The sequence below is a fragment of the Alteromonas sp. CNT1-28 genome, assembly GCF_022348345.1.
In the GTDB taxonomy this organism is placed as follows: domain Bacteria; phylum Pseudomonadota; class Gammaproteobacteria; order Enterobacterales; family Alteromonadaceae; genus Alteromonas; species Alteromonas macleodii.
Genome location: NZ_JAKREZ010000030.1, coordinates 1 through 21,420 on the forward strand (window position 1 = coordinate 1; position 21,420 = coordinate 21,420).

Below are 21,420 nucleotides of genomic sequence, written 5' to 3' on the forward strand. Positions count from 1 at the left end.
CGTCTCGTCGTTGATATCGCATGCGTGTTCTCCTTTTTACAAGGACACCATGCAGGAGCGGCGTTAATACTTGAATGTGGGAATTACCGGACGGTTACCGTCGATCGGTTCTTTTTTAGTTTCTTTATTGGGGTAAATTATGAAACTCGATGATTTTGTTTCGGAAACGTTAAAGCAAATTATAAAAGGAGTCGTGGCTGCACAAGAGTATGGAAATACTCAAAATGCTAAAGTTAATCCAATTACCGCAAGATTTCACAGTAACACTGAAGGCCATGCATACTGCCAAGAAACTGGTGTTCCATTACAAAAGGTTGAATTCGATGTTGCTGTTACAGTTACTGAAGAACAAACATCAGCAAATGATGGTGAGTCTGTAGGCTCTATATCTGTATCTTCAGCAAGTTCCAATAGTTCGCAAAATAGCTCAGTGAGCAGGATTCAGTTTGAAGTACCGGTACTATTACCTATAACAGGTAAGCAGGTGGAGTATTAACTTAACATACACTAAACAAGACAGTCACTTTTGCACTTTTTCAAAGAATCGACCTATAGAAGTTAACGAACTTTTAAAAACTACAATAGGGGTTTAAATGGCATTGCACTTACTTTGGGATGAGTTTAGGTCCTCTTTCGTTAAGAATTTAGAAGCTTTACCTGTTTCTCAATTCAATGAGGCTTGGAAGACATCGAAGAATCGTACTCGCCTATATGAGCATACTATCTTAGAGCCAGTTTGTAGTGAAATAGGCTTAAACTACAAAAAAGAACTCTTTAAAATCGACTATACATTTTGTCGAAAATCTAAAAATGGAACAGATGTTCCACTGGTTTTTATTGAATCGGAAAATGTTGCGCTCGATGCTGAGCACGAAATGAGAAAGTTATGTTGCCTTTCAGCACCGCTAAAAGTGCTAATTACTTGTGCAGAATGGAGTGATATACCAGGTGACTGGAAAAATGGTGGTTATAAAGAGCTGTTAACCAATAGGTGGTCCGAAATGATTTCCGCACACAATTCAATATGGCCTCAACCTGCATTGACAGGCGTGTTAATAGCAGAGGCGGTAAATGAACGTTTGCGTTACTACAGCATACTTTTCGGTCCAAACGGTTCTATAGAAAAAGAAAGCGAAATCATATTTGAGATTAAGCTCCGTTAAAAAATACTAAACAAAGCACTAAAAAAGACAGGCATGTTTATAAACTCTCTAATTAAGGATAATTAAATGAATAAATTACTTCCACTAATCTCTTTTATGTTTTTACTTGCACTTCCTTCAACGGCTTATGCTAAGGATGAATTGATAGTTATCCAAAAAGAGAGTAGTGATGGTAAACAAAGAGAGGATTATTTCTACTTGATAGGTACTCAATCAAGAGGAAAGCCCGCCAACTTCACCTTGTGGCGAAATCAGTTTGATTTTGATAAAGCTTGGGATGGTAAAGGTAATCCTAAACTTACAATCGAAAATGCTGTTTTAAAAGCCAAGGAATTTTATAAATCTGAAGGCGCACTTCAACTAATCGGACTTGAATTACGGTTAGGTTATTCATTTGATTCTAGTGTTTGGTATTATTTAATTAGCCTTGCAAAGGCTAGCGATATAACAGAGCGAGGAGTTGAAAGTGATAAAATTTATAGGGTTGTTGTATTAACAAGTGGAGAAGTTCTTCCACCATACACTCCAAAATAAAATACTAAACAAGCCATGCATTTTTGTGGATATACGGAATCACCATGAAAAGCAAACTTTCACTTGCACAATATGTTAAGAAGCGAAATGGTGTTCCATTAGGGGCAAGTGGCTCCATGACAAACATGCTTTCGCGCTCTTTTGGCGCCGCATCTTTTCCGGTTTTTTGGCACTATTGGAATCCGATCTGGGGTTACTATTTATCACGCAATGTCATGCGTCCACTTGCGAGTTTTCTTCCAACTTCGTTAGCCACTTTTGTTACGTTTCTCGTTAGCGGCGCGCTTCACGATTTAGCGGTTTCAATCGTCGAGCTGAAAACCGTTCTCTTCTTCACACCTTGGTTTGGATTAATGGGTTTGATTGTTGTAGTTTCTAAAGGGGCAGGGATCTCATATGGCCATGTAAGTTGGCCTGTTCGTGCGTTAATAAATTCGTCGTTTATTTTTGTATCGTTAGGTTTAATGTACTTCGTGGAAAAGTTGTATACATAACAAGACAGAGATAGGCGTATAGTCTTGCGTACATGAAGAGGAATGGTGGCCTAAAGACCTAGAGTTATAGTCTCGAAATTAAAAGCTCACTTTCAAGTGTCTCAAATTAGAAAAATAAATATCAATAAAAATTAGGAGAGAAAATGCACCCAAATAGACATGCTATCGCTTTTGGAAGTCTAGTATTTTTGGTGGTATCGATTGTTTTAATTATTGCGGCATTATTTTGGGGTTGGCCAAAATATAAAGTCTATAAGAAAGAAATGGATGGTATTGCTGCACTGAAAGAAGCAGAGTGGAGCAAGCAAATTCTTATTGAAGAAGCCAAGGCTAGAGAGCAAGCAGCGTTAATGCAGGCGAAAGCCAGAGTCACACTGGCTCAAGCAGAAGGTGAGGCTAAAATTGTACAAGCTAAAGCCGAAGGACTTGCTGATATTGAGCGCGCAAAAGCCGCTGCTGAAGCTAATAGGATCATTGGCGAATCGCTTAAAGGGAATGAAGAGTACCTTCGCTACGTCTGGATTAAAGGCCTTCAAGATGGAAATGGTGAACGCATTTATATTCCTACTGAAGCTGGCCTTCCAATACTCGAAGCGGGTAAGGCAGGGAAGTAATGCTCCTCTACTGGGTAATAAGGGTTAAGAGCTATGGCAAAAATTTTAATATTTGGAAACTCTGGTTCTGGGACTAGACAAGACAGTCATTTTTTACAACTGTAGACATTTGGTAACTGTCTTACACGCTCTGAGAGAATTCGGGGTTCGCACCTTTAAAGAGAATCATCGACTAAACAAGACAGGCATCTTTGTCTAAAAGGGTCTACATTATGGGTCTGTCTAACTAGTTATTTTTACGTCGGTATCCGCTATATATGGAAGCCCACTGTAGTCGATAAAACCAAGTTGGAATCAAGGAATGATGAAGAGATTACTGATAGTTATAACTGCTCTTGTTGTTATAGGCTGTAATGAAAATCAGCCGAAAAACCACTCCCCAGAAATTGCATTAGCGAAGATAATCGGCAATGGAAATCAAACCGTTGTAAATGAAGTTCAACTTTATCTTTCTGATAAGAATGCATACAAACTAAAACACAAAGACGGACTAGAAGAAAGCGGATTTGATGGAGCCTTCGAAAATTCATTTGACCTTACATTTGTAATTATAGAAGGTCTAAAAATCATCAACCGTGTGGTGGTTGTAGATTGGAGAGAGGATGCGCAACATGTCTTCGATTTATTAAACGATTTATCTAAAAATGCACTTTCTACTTGCAGCATATCGAGACAGCTGGCGGACGATATGATGCAAACTCAGTTCAATATATCTTACTACTTAGAATCTAGTGAATCTGGCTTTTTATTCTCAACCTGTGCAAAAAGTATGGGGTTAGAAATTATTGGCATTGACGATGGATCAGACTCGTTCGTCTTGTCTTTAATACCAAGTGGCAACGCGGCAAAACTCAAAACATATTCGCAGCAACTAAAATTACATATAAAGACATACGATAACCGTGTGACTAGTTAGCTGGAGCGAAGAAGAACGTGCTGCGATAGCTTTTTTGTACTGCTTAAATTTTTCTATTTTTTTCGAGGCAAAAATGACCAAAAATGAAATACCTATTATTGCTAAACAAGCGCTGTCTGAATATCTAGAGGAACCAGGAAGCGTTCTCTATAGTAGTCATGAAGAATAAAGGCTTACCTCAATTAAGTCGCTACTCTCCTGTAGGTAAAACTGAAGTTATCAAGTGGCTGTCAAGTAAGGTACAACCAGTCAATTAACATCGGAGCTTTGATGCAGCCGCAGAAGGCTGTATAAAAGCTGTTACCTGTTAACCACTTAAAGGAATGCAAAGCATGCTCTACAAAATAGAAGAACAAGCAGAAGTATTTGAAAAGTTGGAACCCGTAGAGTTCAAAGACTTTTCTAGCTTTGGAAAATTAGAGAAAGATCTAGAAAACTTAATTGCGAACAGTATTTTAGACGTCTTATTTGAAGACGCTAGATTGATGCCGGTGTTTCAAGAACGACAATGGCAGGCAGAAGCTGACATATATGCACTGAATGAATGTGGCGAATTAGTTATATTCGAGCTAAAGCGTGCATCTGCCGGGAAAGATGCCGTTCATCAAGCGCTGAGATATGCGCAAGATGCTGGTCAATGGAGCTATCAAAAATTAGAAAATAAGTTCAAAGAATATAGCAAAGGCGACATGTCGCTAGTTGAAGCACACAGAGAGGCTTTTAGTCTTGAGCACCAATTAGAGCCTAAAGAAATTAATAATAAACAGCACTTATTAGTTATCGGCAGTGCAGCGGATGACTCATTAATATCTTCCGTCGACTACTGGAAGAAAAGTGGTATATCCATCGATTTCTTGCCCTATAGAATTTATGAACTTGCTGGCGAAAAGTACTTTGAGTTCTTTGCGCTTCCCTATGATAAGCACAAAAACCCAAGTGATGTAAAAGGTGTATTATTTGATACAAATCGCAGTTGGAATGAGGACTCTATTTGGTCGATGATGGATAATAGTCGTCTGGAGGCGTATGGAGACGCCAAAAGGTTTGTTCACCATGTTCATATAGGCGACATTGTTTTCTTTTCCCACAAATGGTGTGGCTTGATAGCTGCTGCAAAAGTGAAAGGTGAGGTTAAAGCGCCAGACAGTGAAACACTGTATCGAGACGTAGAGTTTTTAACTCCCATCCCAAACCGAAACGATAACACGTTATTGGCTATGCCTTTTTCAGAAGTGAGTTCTAAAACAGGTAAAAGTTTCTTTTGGGCCAGAACGATAAAAGTACCTTACTTAACGAAAAGCGAAGCACTTGAGTTAGTCGATGAGCTTAATAATTATTTACATCGCACTTAACAAGTTAACGCGGTTGGGGTTCTTCACAGTCAAAACTTTAAGCGCTAGTGCACTTTTAATGGCCTTTTGATAGTTTCTGGCTACGTTTCCGTGGACTGTTACAGGTCGTTTAAAACGCATTGTTAGTTCAGCATTTTATTAGTTGATTTAAGGAGGGTGGTTTTGGCAAAAATTCTAATATTTGGAAACTCTGGTTCTGGAAAATCTACGCTGGCACTGCACTTATGCAAAACACAAGGTTTGGCTCATTTAGATCTAGATACATTAGCGTGGAAACCTACTAGCCCTCCTGAGAGAAAGCCTATTGATGACTCTGAAGAAGAGATAAAGACTTTTATTTCTTCCAACGACAAATGGGTAATTGAAGGCTGTTATACAGACTTACTAAAAATTGTAGAACAGCAGTCCACTGAAATTATATTTATGAACTTACCCATTGAATCCTGCATTTCAAACGCAAAGGCGAGACCTTGGGAGCCCCATAAATACAAAACAAAGCAAGCCCAAGATGACAACTTAGCAATGCTTATTGATTGGATTGGGCAATATACAGAAAGAAACGATACATTTTCTTATGCGGCACATAAGCAGTTTTATGATGGCTATCACGGTCATAAAAAGATGATTACGCAAAATGTCCCAACTGAGACAAGTTAGGCAAATTCGTTAATATATGAATTAAGCGAGACGGAGTTTCTAGTGAAAAAAAATCTACTTCTTGCATTATCACTTCTAGTGTCAGCTACGGTATCGGCTGAAGATATTAAATTAGATCTTAAGCAGCTTGCCCAACAGTACTTCGACACAATGGTTGCTACTCAGGCCCCTGGCGCGACAAAAGTTGAGCTTGAAAATCACCTGAGTTTACTCGCGGATGATGTTGGTCATTCACATTTGCCATGGGTGATAGACGATACGCGATTACCTGACGGTAAGGCGCAAATGAGAGAGGGCATGACGTTCTATTTAGGCGCACATACATAATATAGTGCTGAGCTGTTAGATGTTTTTACATTTAATCATTCTGCTATTGCTATCAGGTATAAGAATTATGCCAAGGGCGTTCATCCGCAAAACAATCAGCCTATTGAATACAGTCAAGTAATGATGGAAGTACTAGAAATAGAAAACGGTAAGATTGATGTAATTCGAAAGTACCATGAGTAAATTTCACATTCTGATAAGTTGCGTTGGGATGAGACTTCGGTCGTTGCTTAGTTTCGCGGTAATGCGCCAGGTATTGACGCTTCTTATCGGTTTGATTTTACATGTATAATTCTTATTCAGGTACTGCTAGTATGGATTGTGTGGTGTCTAATGCCTATAACTAACATTCCCATTGCTTCTCGAAACGATTACCTGAGAGCTCAGCGATACAACAGGGAGCTTTCTAGCTAGAAAGTAGGTTATTACATTTTAAAGGAACGGTATGTTTAAGAAGCTGTTAAAAGGATTTGGAATTGCGCTTCTAATCCTTATCTGTCTATTTGTACTTATTGCTGTTTGGTCGGGCTATAAATCTTCTGAATACGAGAAAACGGCAATTCCTTACATGGATACTGCAATTGCTGACATCTCCTCTTGGGAGCTAGGTACCTTTAAAAGTTACCTCACTCCGTCTGAAGTAGAAAATATCAATGAAGATGACCTTAAAAGGCTTATAAAGGCGCTATCAAAGATGGGGGCTTTAGTTGAAATTGGCGAATATCAATTCAATACAGTTACGTCCAGAGCACTAACATCTGGTGGTTCAGGTACCTTTGTTACCTATACTGTTCCAGCCGTATATGAGAATGGCGATGCAGTGCTAACCATTACTCTAAAAGAAGAGGGGGATTCCTTTTCAGTTTATCATTTTAAACTAGACTCCCTCGCGCTGTTTGACTAACGAAGTTGTTAAAGCTAATCGTGCGTCGACGCCAAAATTAAGACACCGACAAGCATATTTTTACAGAGTATTAGGCCGAGCTTTAAGGACGGGGTAAAATGACGAAGAACCGAAGAAAAACAATCATCAGGTTTCTTCTGCTAGTCAGTACTATTGTTTCCTTGTTTTTCGTTCCGTGGATATTGGTTAAAGCCTGGATCCTACCTTTGCCACACACAGTGCAAGAACAAGTTGATGAGGCTATTAGCCACGGCTTTGACGGCATAATTGTCTACGTGGATGAGGCGGGAAAACCTCCAGCTTTCTACACAGCAGGCTGGAAAGACAGAGATAACAAAATACCCGCTGCCCCCGACTCTTTATTTAAAATTGCCAGTATCAGTAAGTTGTACACTGCTGTGGCTATCACCAAAATGGCGCGAGAACAGCGACTATCCCTAGACGATTTACTCGTTGATCATTTACCCGAACTCAAAGACAGAATTGAGCATTCAGAAAAAATAACGCTTAAAATGATGGTGCAGCATAAGTCAGGAATCCCTAACTTTACTGATAATGCTGCCTACTGGGAAAACGAACCGGAAAACGGCAAGCGAGCGCTCGACTTTGCGCTAGATCTTCCGGCGAGTTTTGAGCCCGGTGATGGATATGAGTATTCCAACACGAACTATCTGCTGCTTCGCAATATTATGGATAAGGTTTTGGGGTACAGTCACCACGCGTACATTAAGCAAAACATCTTACTTCCACTTCAATTGAACAACACCTATTTTTCATTGAGTGAAGTCAATCTGGACGACGTAATGAGCGGCTATTACGTTGGTTACAAGGAAGATGTTAAGGCGCGTGACTACGGTATGCTAGCGACAGCAGAAGACGTGGGTAAGTTCTTACGAGCGCTAAACAACGGCTCTATTTTCGATGAAGGCGAAGCGGAACTCTACCCTTATGTTTTCGAGCATGGAGGCTTGGTTATTGGTTACCAGAGCCTTGCAGAATATGACAAAGACCTCGATACCGTGGTTGTTCAATTTATCAATACCACTGACTTTGACGGTTACGAATGGAACTTGTCTGAAATCACAATTAGCCGAATTTTTAAAATACTAAGAAAAGCAGAAAACGAGTAGGTGGTAGGCTTGGTTCAATGCTTTTTCAGTGTAGGCCAATCATTACAAGTTAGAAAATAATGGGTGGCAACAGAACGTTTTTTATTATGTCTTAGTTTATTAATTCGCCGTTTTTAATCTATGCTTTTAGTGGTTATTTTGTATCTTCAGCTGCTCGGCAAAAAAGGGGCAAAACGTGAAAAAACTCTTCTTAATGTTATCTGTACTTATATCGGTTTTGTGTTTGCTACTGGCCGCAGCGCCATTTACTCCGGCAGTTGCGGGCTCGTTTTTAATGCTTATCCTCGCTGGAGTTTTAGGCTTTAAAGGGTATTCAAGAATAAGCTTGCTTTTGCTTTGTATCAACACCTTTTCGATAGTTGTCAGCCCCAACATAAACGAGTCTAGTTTTGCCGGATTGACTGTAATATCGATTATCTTTATTTTCTCTTTCACCGGTGTAGCACTTGGTCTGCCGAAAGGTGTTCAAAGATATGATAGTTGCGTTGATTGACGTTTGAGTATTCAAATATTCAGATGTTAGAGTGGATAATTAAAGGGGTTAAAAAAACGTTGCCCCGTTTTGTTTCAACCGCTAGAGTTTAAAAACTCGCCGCCTACAAAAGCAAGGGTGTTATTTATGGTCAAGTATGAACTTCCCGCCAGAATTGTATTATCGCTATTTACTGTCATTCCTCTTTTTTTCGCTTATTCCACGCTTCAAAGCAGTCAGCCATTGCTATTCATTTCAATGCTTCTTGCATCGGTATTGTTTTTGGTAATGCAACTAAACATAAAACAGTTTTTAATGCCTAAACGCCAACCCAATGCCAAATTACTTAATATGCAAAAGGCCTTAGGAACCGCTTCGGTTGTTTTATTGATGTTAAATATTGCGTTCAAAGACATAATGTTGTTCTAGAAGAATTTACTTTTTTGCCCAGGAAAAATAAAAAAACAACGCCAAAGGAAGGCCAATGAAGAAGCATTTAGTATCGCTTTTAATCTTTTCAATCCCTTTTATTTGTCTTTCTGAAGAGTTACCCAGTGAATTTAAGAATAACTTAATTTACCTAAAACCAAAGCTCGCGGACGGAACTACCCTGACATTTTTTACTGATACTGGTGGTGGTTGGAATGCGATCTCACGAGAGCTCAGCGAAAAATATGGTTGGGAGATAAGTCAAAAAGAATCTGAAAATGGGGTTATCGATGTTACTGATATGCCTCAATTTGATCCAGAAGCGTCAATCCCCATGGCGGGATTGAATAATTGGTGGGCTGGAAAATTACAAGTAGTACCATCCGAAGAATTTAGTTCGACTACGAAAAGCGACGGAACGCTAGGCGGACGTTGGCATGCTGAAAAAGTAATTGATTTTAATTACCCTGAGAAAAAAGTAGAAGTGCTAGATGAAACTCCGACATCAACTGAGTTTTCGTCGGTTCCTTTGGGATTTCAAAAGGGCCTGGATGGTGGTTATACAATGGCTTTTCCAAGTATCGATATCTCAGTTAATGACAGACAGATTCCAATGTTATTAGATTCAGGTGCTTCGGCATGGCCATCGACAGAGGCGATGGAAAAAGGAGGGCTAGAAGGTGGTCAAGTTGCGACTTCTTTCATTGTCGCTTCAATATTCGATGAATGGGTGAAGGCTAACCCGGAATGGTTAGTGATTGAGGATGCATGTAATTTTTCTCATCAACCCATGATTCGTGTTCCTTATGTAAGAATTGGAAATAAAACCGTTGGGCCAGTTTGGTTCACAAGAAGAGCAGACAGTAGTTTCCACCAATTTATGTCTTCGATGATGGATAGGCGCATTGATGGCGCGTTAGGAGGTTCAGCGCTTCAGTACCTAAGACTCATTGTTGATTACCCCAACGAGCAAGCGTTAATTGCTGAAGAAATTTAATATTAACGAGATAACACATTTAGAATGTCTAATTTAATAACCCCTATGTTTATGCACATTCTTCTTTGTGCATTGCTCTACGTATTCCTCACGCTAGCTCGCGCGCCTTCGGTATGGGGAGTAGGGAAAAACAAAGATGGTTCAAACCCGTTTGCTGATATACAGCCTAAAGTAAGTGCGAATCTGAGCAATCAATTTGAGTGGCCGTTATTTTTTCACGCTGTTTGCGCCTTGCTAATTGCCTTAGGTGAGCCAATTAGCGATTCACAAGTCTCCCTTGCGTGGGTATTTGTTATTGGCAGGGTGCTGCATAGTCTTGTACAAATATTTACCGACAATATTAGATTGCGTGGTTTGGTGTTTACTATCAACTTCGTTGCCGTTCTTGCAATGTGGTTGTTGCTTTTTATAGAACAGGTTTTAGGTTAAAGAGCGTAAGGGTTATGGAAGAAGTTTTTGAACCGCTGGGCCGCTTTATACTTCGAGTAATAAAGTGGATTATCATAGACGCTATTATGGAATTCGTTTTGAAGGGCACGGGCCATGTGGTGCTTAAATTGCTGACCTTCGGCAAGTACCCAAGAGCTGGTCGTGATGAGGGAAGGACCGTTGCTGTTGGTTTTCTAAGCTGTGTGGTGGTTTTTGTCTGTCTTGCGATGATTGCTTAGTATTGAAAAAGGATATCTGCGATGAAATTAGAAAAGTGGGCGAGAATAAGAGAAAAAGGAAAACAGCGCTTCGTTCTAGTTTACGGCGTTTTAGGCTGGGGAGTCTCTACCGGTTTATTATGGTCAATACTTATGGCGTTTATAGAACCTTCCGAAAATATCTGGGGGAGACTCGCCATTGCGATGATCATCTTTCCCATTGCGGGTATCGCTTTTGGCCACTTAACGTGGAATAAATCTGAAAAAGCTTTTGCAAAAGAAACGACGAAAGCTGTCTAGAATTGCTAGAACATGTTTTGTAATAACCAATGAAGGGAAGCCGCTGTTGTTAAGTATCAAAAAATTATTTGTTGTTTCATTAACTTTGCTTGTAGTAAGTTGCGCCAATATACCTATTACAACAATGCTTGAGTTTCGCTCATTTGATGAGGAGAAATTTGCTGAACTCGACCCCAATCATTTACTTACGAAGATTCACTTAGACAAGCCTGCCGAAGTAAAACCAGAAAGCACCTGGCTTACCTTGGGTGTTAGCTCCTCAGAGCAAGAAAGAAGTTTTAAGTATAATCTTGAGGTTATTTCAGAAAAAACACTGCCAGCCGAGTCAGGATGGCTGAGTAAAACGCCAGCGCGAATTGAGTACATTTTAGGGTTAAGTGCCGAAGCAATAAAAGAATTCACTGAACTTCAAGAGTTCATGGGTTCTGCATCGCCAACGGGCTTTGATCTTCACGTCAATACTGGGTTTAAAGAGGCGGCAAATGAAATGAAGAGCATCACAATGTCTATCTTTTTAAAGCTTTACGCTGATGAAGACTATTTTACGCTAATCGATAGAGCGGAATTAGATATCGAGAAAGGAAGCGAGTAACTTCTATTAGGCTGGCTTTTTACCCATAACAAAGTAAAGTAATAATCTTCAGTTCTTCAAGCTTATTTAGAGAAGTACATGGAAGTATCTAAAGCCAGTATTCAAAAAGCAGTAGCTAACAATATCATCTCCGAGCAACAGGGCATTGCTCTGTACAATTTCTTCCAAGAAGAAAATCAGCATACTCCCTCTTTTACCTTCACGCATATTCTGTACTACTTAGGTGGCCTTATTGCAATTGGCGCCATGACTCTATTTATGAATTTAGGCTGGGAGCAATTTGGTGGTGCCGGCATCGTATTTATCTCTATGCTTTATGCTGGTGTGGGCTTAAAGCTTGCCAATTCCTTTGCGCGTAAGCATTTAATAATACCAGCAGGGATCTGTGCCACGTTTGTAGTTTGTTTAACGCCAATTGCTATCTACGGAGCGCAGCAATGGTTAGGGCTATGGCCCGACGACAATACGGTTTTTCGCCAGTTTCACCACCGCATTAAATGGCTATGGTTATATATGGAACTTGGAACGCTAGTAACTGGACTTGTCGTAGCATGGCGATATAAATACCCGTTCTTAATAATGCCGATTGCGGTAACGCTCTGGTATATCAGTATGGACGCTGTGATGCTCATTATTGACCATGAGGACTTATGGAACAGCTACACGTGGCAATTCCGAGCACTTGTGTCGATGTACTTTGGCGCGTTGATGACGCTATTGGCGTTCTGGGTGGACATCAGAGCACGAAACACAGCAGATTACGCGTTTTGGCTTTATCTTTTCGGCGTTTTAGCGTTTTGGGGCGGCCTTACCAGCCAAGATTCAGACAGCGAACTGTCTAAGTTTATCTATTTTTGTATAAACCTTGCCATGATTGGCGCTGGTGCTCTGTTGGTTCGACGTGTATTTGTCATATTTGGTGCTTTGGGATGCTGTTTATATTTAGGTCATCTTGCTTCTACCGTTTTTGAAGATAGTTGGCTTTTCCCTGTAGCGCTATCAGCGATCGGTTTAGGCGTCGTATATTCGGGAATTTGGTGGCAAAAGAATGAGGCTCGCATAACAAAGAGTGCGCAAGCGATACTGCCGAAAGCGCTACAGGAACTATTAGCTAATAAAGCTTAGTTCACCTAGGCAGTAAATAAACCAGTAACTAACTCAATACAGATAACAATTAACAAAAGATAACGTTTACGCAGTAGTAAGGGGAAGAGGTAAATGGAGATGTCGGAAAATAACGTAGAATTTAAGGAGCCTGGTTGCCTCACTACGTGGATAAAGTATTTATTGTACGTGCAGGTGGCTATAGCGCTTATAGCCATTGGCTCCAACTTAATGGAGTATCAGCTTTTAACAGATTTTCAAAATGGTGTTTATTTCAATCAAGAAATGGCAGTTGCAGACGCTGAGGCCAATGACAAAAGGCAGCAGATAATTGCATTTTCTTATTTGGCAGTATTTATCATTTCAGGCATTTTAATTCTTAAATGGATTTATCAGTCAAACCAAAATGCGCGTTATTTAGGCGCTAAAGATATGACGTTTACGCCTGCTTGGTCGATAGGTTTCTATTTCATTCCTATTGTGTCGTTATGGAAACCTTATCAAGCGATGAAAGAGATTTGGCAAGCCAGCCAAAACCCTAACAATTGGCAGTTAGAAAAAGCAGGCCCTATTTTAGGCATATGGTGGTTTTTCTGGATCGCCAACAGTGTGGTTGGACAGGTCGTTTTTCGTATGTCCAGAAGGGCACAAGAAATCTCCGAAATAATGAATGTTAATCTGGTTTCGCAGGTTTCTGAGGTCCTATCCATTCCACTAGCCATAGTTACTTGGTTATTGATTAACAACATCTCTAACATGCAAAAAGCACAGCTTGAAGGTGACGTGGAAAAAGCAGAAACTGCAGAAGATTCAGATTTACAACCCGCAAAATAGTAGTATCCATTTCGCTTGTTGCTCTGCCACAAAGGTAGAGTAACTGTCTTTATAAGACTAAAGTCTTACGCAAAGAGAACATTGTTGCGCCATCCGGAACGGTAGACCCACCTCTACATTATACAATACCACTATGTATGCAATGGCTGGGTTATTGGTATTGGCATTTATTGCTAACTTACTTGTAAAACCTGTACGAAAAATGCATCACGTAGAGAACACGCACACTGATTTGCAAAGGTGTTTTAAAATACTCTTTATTGATTAAGTTGAAACGTTCTGGCTTACTAGTGCGCTATTTTCTCATGAGTTGTCAGCTATGCTATTTAAGAAGAATCCTCTTGCCTCCATTGTTGTTTCCCTATGCTGTGCGTTTAGCCTCAATGTTGGTGCAAATGCGCCGTATGAATTAATGGGGGTGACAACAAAAACTGGGCAGAAAACGTCTTATCTTGCTAAAGAAAACAACATAACCTTGCCAGTGACGGTTATTAACGGAAAAAGTGACGGTCCTGTATTGTTGCTTACCGCTGGTATTCATGGCGATGAGTTTCCATCAATGTATGCGTTGCAGCAACTACAGCAAAGCATTGATCCTAAAGAGATGAGCGGTGTGTTGGTTGTGTTGCACTTGGCAAACTTAGATGGGTTTCACGCAAATAGAATCGCGTTGAACCCTAAAGATGAGAAAAACTTAAATAGGGAATTCCCAGGGAGCGTTGATGGCACACCAACAGAACAGATTGCGGAGCTGCTAACCAGAGAGTTTATTGGCAAAACAGATTTCTTGATCGACATGCATTCTGGTAGCGCAAACCAAACGTTGCTGAATCACGTGTATTCTCCTTTTGTGGGCGACAAAGAACTTGATGCGTTAACATTTGAATTTGCTAAAGCCACGGGCATGCAGCATATCGTTATGTATGGCGACCGCCCAAGAGATCCCAACAATTCAATTTCATACCCTAACACAGCGATGACGAGAGGAAAGCCGGGACTGACGACTGAAATTGGGCATTTGGCACAGACTGATGAAGAATCGGTAGCAGAAGCGCTAGATGTGGCTAAAAACGCCATGTATTTTTTGAAAATGCTGCCAGAGACGCCAAAGCAGCACCCCGAGCCAGTTATCTATGAAACAATCAAATATCCTAAGAGCTCAAAAAACGGGTTCTTCAAAGCTTCTGTGGTGATAGGCGATAAAGTAAAGACAGGGCAGGATGTAGGTGCGGTCACAGACTATTTTGGAAATCTCGTTGAAACCATCAAATCGCCCGTTGATGGCACGGTTATGATGGTTAATCAAATGCCAGCTATCAAAGACGAACAGTCTGTTATGGCTATTGGTGTTGAAGTTTCTGAATAACTAAGCTGGTGGTGTAGTTACAGTGGTGATCTAATTAACCTACTCAAACAAATAAATGTTAAAGTTATTTCACGAAATTGTGATTAGAGAATGATATGGACTTTCTTTTTAATGTTTTGATTTGGGTAGGCGTTGTTATTTTTGCCATATTTTTTATTGGATTTATGGCCGCTGCTAAGCTGAATAAACGCCAAGAAGAAAACCGCGCCAATCAGACGTCTGCAGAGCCTACTCGTGAAGGCGAAAAGCCGAGTAACCAAAATAAAAGCTAACCTTTCGTTCATTGTAAAACGTCAACGTTAAATAAAAACGTTCACATTTTTTCACCCCTTTATTTCAGTTCCCCCGTTTAGTGAAAAAAGGGGGAACATTATGCAAACAACAATTTTACCAAACGCCAACCCAAAGCACTTAACACACCAAAGTGTACTACCGTTTGAAAAAGCGCCTTTCGCTAAACGTGCTTTAAACGCAGCCACAATCGCTATTGCTGGATGTACCGTTACGGCAGGGCTTTTCGTATTAATGGCAGAGCTCATTAAGCAAGACAAAGTAAACATAAGCGAAGCCCCACCGGTGTTCTTTGAGCCCATTATTTATCAACCTGAAGACGAACGGACCATCACTAAAAAACCAATGGTGCCAATTGAGCAGGTAATTAAAACGCCACCTCAAAAAGTTATCGAGATTGACCCTGAGCCCAATGAAGGCCCAGGCGGCTTTGAGATAAAAACGCACATACCTAATACGAGCTTAGATTTGTCGATTAACTTGAACAGTGCGCAAGGTGATATGCAAGCCACACCCCAATTTAGGGTAGACCCCACTTATCCACCTGAGGCCAGTCGCGACGGTATTGAAGGCTGGGTAAAGCTAGGGTTTACAATAAGTGCTAGTGGCTCAGTGTCTGATATTACAGTACTAGATTCTGAGCCCAAGCGCGTGTTCGATAGAGCTGCGCGCAGAGCGCTTAAAAAATGGAAGTACAAACCGAAGCTGAATGGCGGTAAACCTGTTAGTCAATCAGGTATGGTTGTAGTATTAGATTTCAAATTAGAACAATAAGGACTGCCTATGAGTATAGGCGCAAGCTTGCAAAGCCTGTTTCAAGGCAAGCGCGAAAAAGCGCTGGGAGTGAGTGAAAGGCTAATGCTGCGGTACAGCGCAAAAGGTGATGAAGCATCATTAGCCGCGCTGTTTGATTTACACAGCCATAAGCTATTTTATTTTTTGAAGGTGTTAAGTGATAGCACTGTTGCAGAAGATATGTGTCAGCGCACTTGGATTAAGGTTATCGAAAATCGTCACTTATTTAAAAGCGGGGATAATTTCCAGGCTTGGCTGTTCACTATTGGTAGGCGAACGCTTATTGATGAATTCAGAAAAAACGCCAAGCTTGAATTTAACAACGAGGCGGTTGAATCGTTTTCGTTAAGCGAGTTACTTAAAAATGCACAGTCTTCGGTAGAGGACGATGTAGCAAAAGGGATAGAAAAAGACGTGTTTAAGGCATGTATTCAGCAGTTACCCTACAAACAGAAAGAGGCGCTTTCGCTACAGTTTGAAGGTTTTTCGTTGGCTGAAATCGCCGCTATTTGCGGCGCTGAAAAAGAAACGATTAAAACCCGGATACGTTATGCCAAAGACAGCCTTAAAACCATGCTGGAGAAACTGTAATCATGTCTACATCAGATAAAGAGCTACAAGATGCGTTTAAACGCAGCCAGCAGGTACAAAAGCAAAATGATGGAATGAGCGAAAAGGCTAATGCTAAAATTCGTGAAAGGGTTCTCGCGTACAACAAGGCAATAGAAAGTGATAGTGGAATAAAACGCGTATTTGCTGCTACGGCTGCTAATATTCGAGCGTACTTCGCTTCTTCAACCTTACGTTTTACGGCTGTGGCATTCGCAATCGTTGCCATGTTGGGCGTATACAATATCGGTACATTCCAACGTAATCATTCGTCGCCATTACAGACGGCAGCACACCGTGTAGACATTGTTCAATATCACGGATTCGAAGGGGAAGATAAGCTGCTAGCTGGTAAAGCCGGAACTGATTATAAAGCGCGATTTAATGCCTATACTCAACAATATATTGAAAGCAATTTAGTCGCTAGAGCGGTTACGTTAGAGCCAGCCACGCTTACGGCGCAAAATGGGTATTGGCTCTTGGTGAGCTGCAAAAATCAGCAAGTTGTGGTTTCTGAAAACCTTATTGCATCATTAAATATTAACGGTCGCATAGAAGGGGATATCAATATTGGCACGCATGTAGCGCTCGCCTTTGATGCGCAAGGAAGAATACTTTCAATTAAACAGTCGAGTAAGCCGTTGATGTGCTGATTTATAGGGCGTTTAGCTGGATGCGTTCGTAAACGAAGTAAGGGCGGTGAAACTCGCTCGAGCCTCGATTACGAACAGTATTTTAGGAATGACTTATTTGTCTAAATCGTGTGCTCTAAAGGCATTTGGAAGTAACTCACCAATGGTGGTTTCGAATGTCTCGCCGTTTTGACTTACCATGGTTACGGGAGTTTCATCTGGGGCAAATTCAGCAATTTTCTGTCTGCATCCACCGCACGGAAAGCAAAACTCGTCGTTCGGGCTCGCAATAACGATATGCGAGATACGTTTTTGTCCCTGTGTGACCATATTGCCAATAGCTGTGGCTTCAGCGCATTGTCCTAATGGAAAAGCAGCACTTTCTACATTACAACCAGAGAAGGTTTTGCCGCTTGGAGTAAGCACCGCAGCACCAACTTTGAAGTTGGAATAAGGTGAGTGTGAGTTTTTCTGTGCGTCAAAAGCAAGTTGTGATAGTTGTTCTAAATTATTTTTCTTCATAGCTACCTGTGTTAACCACCCAATACGCTTTACTTTTATCATCAAATGCGAGAAGGTTGGCGGCATTAGCGCCGCAACAAGCGTATACTTAATACTCAGGCGGTTTTTTCTTTTTTTATAGAATGCTTTTTTACCATGTGCAGAAACGTTAGTCTCATCTTTTTTTCTCTATTCGCTGCTATTTTAACCGGTTGTGCGCAAACACCACCTGTTTCAGAAAGACCACAAATGGGAAACCTGCTTTTAGCCGAACCTGCGCCCATTAATCCTCGTTCCGAAATGGCTATTGCTCGTTACAATCAGGTGCTTACCAGCCCTGCGTTATCAGATGAAGACAAAGCTGAACTGCACTTTCAACGAGGCATGTTGTACGACAGCGTGGGCTTATCGGGCTTAGCGCAGTTTGATTACACCCAAGCCATTAATTTAAAGCCAGATTTGGCTGAAGCCTATAATTCTATGGGTATTCACTATATTCAGCAGAACGACTTTATTCAGGCTTACGACGCATTCGACTCTACGCTGGAAATTAACCCAGAGTATGATTTCGCGTTCCTAAATCGCGGTATTGCGCTTTATTACGGTGGCCGCGCCGAACTCGCGACCAACGATCTTAACCGCTTTTTTGAAAAAGATGACAGCGATCCATTTCGCGCTCTGTGGGCTTACTTTGCGCATCACGACGTGTCAGAGCTTGAAGGACAAAAATACTTAGCTTCTATTCGACCAACGCTGGACAACCAGCACTGGGCTACTACGCTGGTGGATTTGTTTTTAGGTACTGTTGATGAGAACGATGTACTTAACTCATTGTTAGACGGTGTGAAAAGCCAAAAAGCGTTAACAGACAGGTTGTGTGAAGCGTATTTTTACTTAGGTAAGTTTCATACTCAGCGCGGCAACAGTGGTATTGCATCAAATTACTTCAAGCTTGCATTAAGCACCAATGTATTTGATTACGTTGAACACCGCTACGCACGAATGGAACTTAACCGTTTGCGTGAACTAGCTAGCAGCGATCTGGTTAGCGAAGAGTAAGCAGCAAGCGTTATGCGAGGCTTATTTTTAGCAGTGTTCGCACTGCTCATAGTTGCGGGCGATAGCGGACGCTATGTCCCGCAGCTAATTGCTAATGCAAGCAAGGTGCTTACGCCGGCAAGCCTAGTGTCAGATAGCGACCCAACTGAAAAGGCGAGTTCTGCTTCAGTAAATGCTGCCGACGGCATGGAACAGGACAGCACAGAATCTTCTCCCGACGCTCAAACTTCGGCTAATACCGAACGTTTCAATTATTCTAACTATCACCTTAAGCATGATGCACTAGCGCTACTTTGGTTAGCTGCAAAGCAGGGCAGTGAAAATGCACAGGCACGCTTGCTCGGTGAATTTGAGCGTGCGTATAACGCAGGCTTTATTGCTACTGACTATATTGATGAAACCACTGCAATCTATTTTCTAGAGAAGCTAGTTAATCTTGAAAACGCAGACGCTGCATGGCTGCTGTACCAAATATTAGGTGAAGAAGGTGCGTCACAGCGCTTTATGCGCTTAGCGGCGCTCGGCGAGGTCGCAGAAGCACAGCTTGCGTTTGCAATGTCTACTGATTCGCCAGAAAAACGTGAGAAGTGGCTGGTACGCGCGGCTTCACAAAACTACGTACCCGCACAGGCCGCATTGGCCGATTGGTATCTTCTACACGGGCAACAACAACTAGCGAAACCACTGCTCGCAGCAACAGCAACCTTAGACATGCAAAGTGCATTTAAGTATGCTCGCCTTCTGTGGGACGAAGGGGAATTTTCTGAGGCTAAGGAGCATTTTAGCTTTGCCGCGAAGAAAGGGCATCTTCAAGCAGAAAAAGCCTTAGAGGCCATCAATCTCTACACGCCGTATTCTATACAGCAAGCACTAAAGCAGTCTCCTTCATTTAACTGGGAGAATGAAGGGAAATGCCTTCAGCGTATTCAGCCTTTTGCTACCAGTTTAGCTACTATCATGCGTGCTCACAGTCTTTATAACTCATTCAATGACGACAAGCGCCTGCAGAACCTTTCTATTTGCCTGGCCCCGCCTATTTGGCTTAAACCCGATGTACTAAGCTGCGATCCGGATTATAAGAACGCTGGGATCTTAGGCTGTAGTATTACTCCTTTGGCAAGCATTGCGAAAAAGCAGAAATTTAGTCATGCAGTAGTAGTGGCAGAGCAGGGTAAGGCAAATGTTCAAAACGGCGTAATGTACTTAGACATCAGTGACGCTTATTCAGTGTTTGTTCATGAGCTAGCGCACTTCGCAGGCTTCGCTGACGAATATCCTATTGGCAAGGGCATGGCGAATAGGCTGTGCGATGAAGATGGAATAAGCGATTTTGCACCACCAAACCTAATCGTAGATTCTGAGTACTGGTATGCACCTCACAAAACGGTCGAAAATTGGCTAGAGATAGATCCTGCAACCATTATTGCACGCGCCAAAACGTGCACCGTATTGGGGGAAAACAGCTATAAGCCCAGCCGCAGAATTACCTTTATGGAACATCACGATAGCGGCGTGATCCCGCCTTTATATTTGGTACTGTGGCAGCAGCAGCTGGAAAAACAAAATGCCCAGCGACCTATTTCAATGAATTTCTTCCAGGCATTCCACAATAGCGGCAACCAAAAAGAAGCCGCACACTGGTTAGCTGAATACGAAGCGTTTACTGGTGGCAAATAACCGCAGTTGTCATTACTAAAACAATGCACTCGCCACTATTTGGCGAGTGTATCTTTAAGCTCTCTTACCCACATAGACGTTGCACCACAAATTGCTACGGGCATAACGATAAAGTTAACCACGGGAATAAGTGAGAATATATTCACCATCATTCCGAACGTCATCGCTTTCCCTTTGTGTTCGCCAAGGTGCAGGCGCATGCGCGTAAAATCTATCTTGTGGTTGTCGTATGGGTAATCGCAGTACTGGATTGCCATCATCCAGGCGTTAAATAAAAACCACAAGACTTGCCCAATAATAGGTAGGAAAAAGAACAATAACAAAAAACCAATAGCGCGAGGTAAATACCAAACGAGCTTGGTAAGTTCACGGCCTACAGTTCTAGGAATGTCTTTAACTAAAGACATCACGCCCTCGTCACCTAAATCTTGACCCGTTAAATGACGTTCTACTTTTTCTGATAAAACGCCATTAAACGGCGCTGCAATCCAGTTTGCCAGTGTACCAAAGATGAGTGCGAAAATGAGCAATACGCTGATGACTGCTAGGGGCCACAAGAAAAAGCTGATCGCTGTTTTGATCCAGCCTAACCATTCAGGTACAAGGTCAATCACATAAGCGATGCCCATTTCTATTTGGCCAAATAAGAAGTAAAAAGCCACAGAAAAAAGCACTAAGTTTATTGTTAGGGGTACAAAAACAAAACGCTTTAATCCTTTGGTTTTTATGAGCGAAAAGCCTTCAAAGAAATAATGTACACCGCCTGAACTCATTCGTACTCCTTCGCGTTTGAAACGCTGTGTTTGTTAACTATCTGCTCTATCATACGCGCTTGGCGTATTCTCTGCCTAACTCAGTGAAATGGTAATTGTTACAAGCTGTTAGATTTGGTAGAGTCGAAGCATAATAACAAAAGAATCTTCCGTGTGATTGCATCATTTCTACATCAACTGCTATTTCAGCCGATGGTTAGCTGGTTTCTGGCTAATATCAAGGCGATACCGCGTGCAGCTTTGTGTTTAAG

The 21,420-nt window shown here is 41.5% G+C and carries 28 protein-coding genes and 1 pseudogene; 27 read left to right on the forward strand and 2 right to left on the reverse strand.

All coding sequences use genetic code 11. From position 1 onward, the window contains the following. Nucleotides 1-139 precede the first annotated feature (139 nt). The 25 genes and pseudogenes from MHN02_RS16210 (at nt 140) to MHN02_RS16330 (ending at nt 17,180) form a co-directional block, all read left to right on the forward strand. The gene (locus MHN02_RS16210) at nt 140-496 is read left to right on the forward strand and encodes a hypothetical protein (protein ID WP_239247355.1); all 357 of its coding nucleotides are present in this window, start codon (nt 140-142) and stop codon (nt 494-496) included. Between the two features lie 97 nt (nt 497-593). Beyond that, nucleotides 594-1,163, forward strand: a complete 570-nt coding sequence (locus MHN02_RS16215; RefSeq protein WP_239247356.1) for a hypothetical protein — start codon at nt 594-596, stop codon at nt 1,161-1,163. Nucleotides 1,164-1,229: 66 nt separating this feature from the next. Beyond that, nucleotides 1,230-1,697, forward strand: a complete 468-nt coding sequence (locus MHN02_RS16220; RefSeq protein WP_239247357.1) for a hypothetical protein — start codon at nt 1,230-1,232, stop codon at nt 1,695-1,697. A 44-nt stretch (nt 1,698-1,741) separates the two neighbouring features. Then, on the forward strand, nt 1,742-2,191 hold the full coding sequence (locus MHN02_RS16225; protein WP_239247358.1) for an acyltransferase: 450 nt from the start codon (nt 1,742-1,744) through the stop codon (nt 2,189-2,191). Nucleotides 2,192-2,334: 143 nt separating this feature from the next. Next, on the forward strand, nt 2,335-2,805 hold the full coding sequence (locus MHN02_RS16230) for a hypothetical protein (RefSeq protein WP_014998279.1): 471 nt from the start codon (nt 2,335-2,337) through the stop codon (nt 2,803-2,805). 301 nt (nt 2,806-3,106) lie between these two features. After that, nucleotides 3,107-3,721 carry a hypothetical protein gene (locus MHN02_RS16235; protein WP_239247359.1) on the forward strand — a complete coding sequence of 205 codons (615 nt, stop codon included), beginning with the start codon at nt 3,107-3,109 and terminating at the stop codon, nt 3,719-3,721. Between the two features lie 332 nt (nt 3,722-4,053). Beyond that, nucleotides 4,054-5,073 (forward strand): hypothetical protein, encoded by a 1,020-nt coding sequence (locus tag MHN02_RS16240; RefSeq protein WP_239247360.1) that lies wholly within the window; start codon nt 4,054-4,056, stop codon nt 5,071-5,073. A 162-nt stretch (nt 5,074-5,235) separates the two neighbouring features. Further along, nucleotides 5,236-5,730: a shikimate kinase gene (locus MHN02_RS16245; RefSeq protein ID WP_239247361.1), complete on the forward strand. Its 495-nt coding sequence runs from the start codon at nt 5,236-5,238 to the stop codon at nt 5,728-5,730. A gap of 42 nt (nt 5,731-5,772) precedes the next feature. Beyond that, nucleotides 5,773-6,240 (forward strand): annotated as a pseudogene (locus tag MHN02_RS16250) (nuclear transport factor 2 family protein). A 262-nt stretch (nt 6,241-6,502) separates the two neighbouring features. Then, nucleotides 6,503-6,961 (forward strand): hypothetical protein, encoded by a 459-nt coding sequence (locus MHN02_RS16255; RefSeq protein WP_039232798.1) that lies wholly within the window; start codon nt 6,503-6,505, stop codon nt 6,959-6,961. Between the two features lie 98 nt (nt 6,962-7,059). Continuing rightward, complete coding sequence (locus MHN02_RS16260) at nt 7,060-8,091, forward strand: serine hydrolase domain-containing protein (RefSeq protein WP_239247362.1); 1,032 nt, start codon at nt 7,060-7,062, stop codon at nt 8,089-8,091. Between the two features lie 175 nt (nt 8,092-8,266). Beyond that, on the forward strand, nt 8,267-8,584 hold the full coding sequence (locus tag MHN02_RS16265; RefSeq protein WP_239247363.1) for a DUF6419 family natural product biosynthesis protein: 318 nt from the start codon (nt 8,267-8,269) through the stop codon (nt 8,582-8,584). 126 nt (nt 8,585-8,710) lie between these two features. Next, the gene (locus tag MHN02_RS16270) at nt 8,711-8,992 is read left to right on the forward strand and encodes a hypothetical protein (RefSeq protein WP_110289644.1); all 282 of its coding nucleotides are present in this window, start codon (nt 8,711-8,713) and stop codon (nt 8,990-8,992) included. A gap of 55 nt (nt 8,993-9,047) precedes the next feature. Beyond that, nucleotides 9,048-9,989, forward strand: coding sequence for a hypothetical protein (locus MHN02_RS16275; RefSeq protein ID WP_239247364.1), 942 nt, complete (start codon nt 9,048-9,050; stop codon nt 9,987-9,989). 24 nt (nt 9,990-10,013) lie between these two features. Next, nucleotides 10,014-10,418, forward strand: a complete 405-nt coding sequence (locus MHN02_RS16280) for an MAPEG family protein (protein WP_239247366.1) — start codon at nt 10,014-10,016, stop codon at nt 10,416-10,418. Nucleotides 10,419-10,432: 14 nt separating this feature from the next. Beyond that, nucleotides 10,433-10,657 (forward strand): hypothetical protein, encoded by a 225-nt coding sequence (locus MHN02_RS16285; protein ID WP_239247368.1) that lies wholly within the window; start codon nt 10,433-10,435, stop codon nt 10,655-10,657. Between the two features lie 21 nt (nt 10,658-10,678). Next, nucleotides 10,679-10,936 (forward strand): hypothetical protein, encoded by a 258-nt coding sequence (locus MHN02_RS16290; protein ID WP_239247370.1) that lies wholly within the window; start codon nt 10,679-10,681, stop codon nt 10,934-10,936. Between the two features lie 46 nt (nt 10,937-10,982). Then, complete coding sequence (locus tag MHN02_RS16295; RefSeq protein ID WP_239247372.1) at nt 10,983-11,528, forward strand: hypothetical protein; 546 nt, start codon at nt 10,983-10,985, stop codon at nt 11,526-11,528. A gap of 78 nt (nt 11,529-11,606) precedes the next feature. Next, a complete protein-coding gene (locus MHN02_RS16300) occupies nt 11,607-12,653 on the forward strand; it encodes a hypothetical protein (RefSeq protein ID WP_014976511.1) in 1,047 nt (348 codons plus the stop codon). 93 nt (nt 12,654-12,746) lie between these two features. Beyond that, a complete protein-coding gene (locus tag MHN02_RS16305) occupies nt 12,747-13,466 on the forward strand; it encodes a DUF4328 domain-containing protein (protein ID WP_239247374.1) in 720 nt (239 codons plus the stop codon). Between the two features lie 319 nt (nt 13,467-13,785). Continuing rightward, a complete protein-coding gene (locus MHN02_RS16310) occupies nt 13,786-14,832 on the forward strand; it encodes a M14 family metallopeptidase (RefSeq protein WP_239247376.1) in 1,047 nt (348 codons plus the stop codon). Nucleotides 14,833-14,927: 95 nt separating this feature from the next. Further along, nucleotides 14,928-15,104 (forward strand): hypothetical protein, encoded by a 177-nt coding sequence (locus MHN02_RS16315; protein WP_014979255.1) that lies wholly within the window; start codon nt 14,928-14,930, stop codon nt 15,102-15,104. Between the two features lie 100 nt (nt 15,105-15,204). Then, the gene (locus tag MHN02_RS16320) at nt 15,205-15,897 is read left to right on the forward strand and encodes an energy transducer TonB (protein ID WP_239247378.1); all 693 of its coding nucleotides are present in this window, start codon (nt 15,205-15,207) and stop codon (nt 15,895-15,897) included. 9 nt (nt 15,898-15,906) lie between these two features. After that, nucleotides 15,907-16,509: an RNA polymerase sigma factor gene (locus MHN02_RS16325; RefSeq protein ID WP_049587838.1), complete on the forward strand. Its 603-nt coding sequence runs from the start codon at nt 15,907-15,909 to the stop codon at nt 16,507-16,509. 2 nt (nt 16,510-16,511) lie between these two features. Then, nucleotides 16,512-17,180: a hypothetical protein gene (locus MHN02_RS16330; protein ID WP_239247380.1), complete on the forward strand. Its 669-nt coding sequence runs from the start codon at nt 16,512-16,514 to the stop codon at nt 17,178-17,180. Between the two features lie 93 nt (nt 17,181-17,273). On the opposite strand, the gene cdd is transcribed toward MHN02_RS16330, so the two are convergent. Further along, complete coding sequence (gene cdd / locus MHN02_RS16335; protein WP_336246518.1) at nt 17,274-17,681, reverse strand: cytidine deaminase; 408 nt, start codon at nt 17,679-17,681, stop codon at nt 17,274-17,276. A gap of 135 nt (nt 17,682-17,816) precedes the next feature. Here cdd and nlpI point away from each other — a divergent pair, with 135 nt between their 5' ends. Then, complete coding sequence (nlpI, locus tag MHN02_RS16340) at nt 17,817-18,719, forward strand: lipoprotein NlpI (protein WP_014949420.1); 903 nt, start codon at nt 17,817-17,819, stop codon at nt 18,717-18,719. Nucleotides 18,720-18,731: 12 nt separating this feature from the next. Beyond that, nucleotides 18,732-20,396, forward strand: coding sequence for a sel1 repeat family protein (locus MHN02_RS16345; RefSeq protein ID WP_239247384.1), 1,665 nt, complete (start codon nt 18,732-18,734; stop codon nt 20,394-20,396). Nucleotides 20,397-20,431: 35 nt separating this feature from the next. Here MHN02_RS16345 and cysZ read toward each other — a convergent pair whose 3' ends face one another. Next, a complete protein-coding gene (gene cysZ / locus MHN02_RS16350) occupies nt 20,432-21,169 on the reverse strand; it encodes a sulfate transporter CysZ (protein WP_014979262.1) in 738 nt (245 codons plus the stop codon). Nucleotides 21,170-21,420 lie beyond the last annotated feature (251 nt).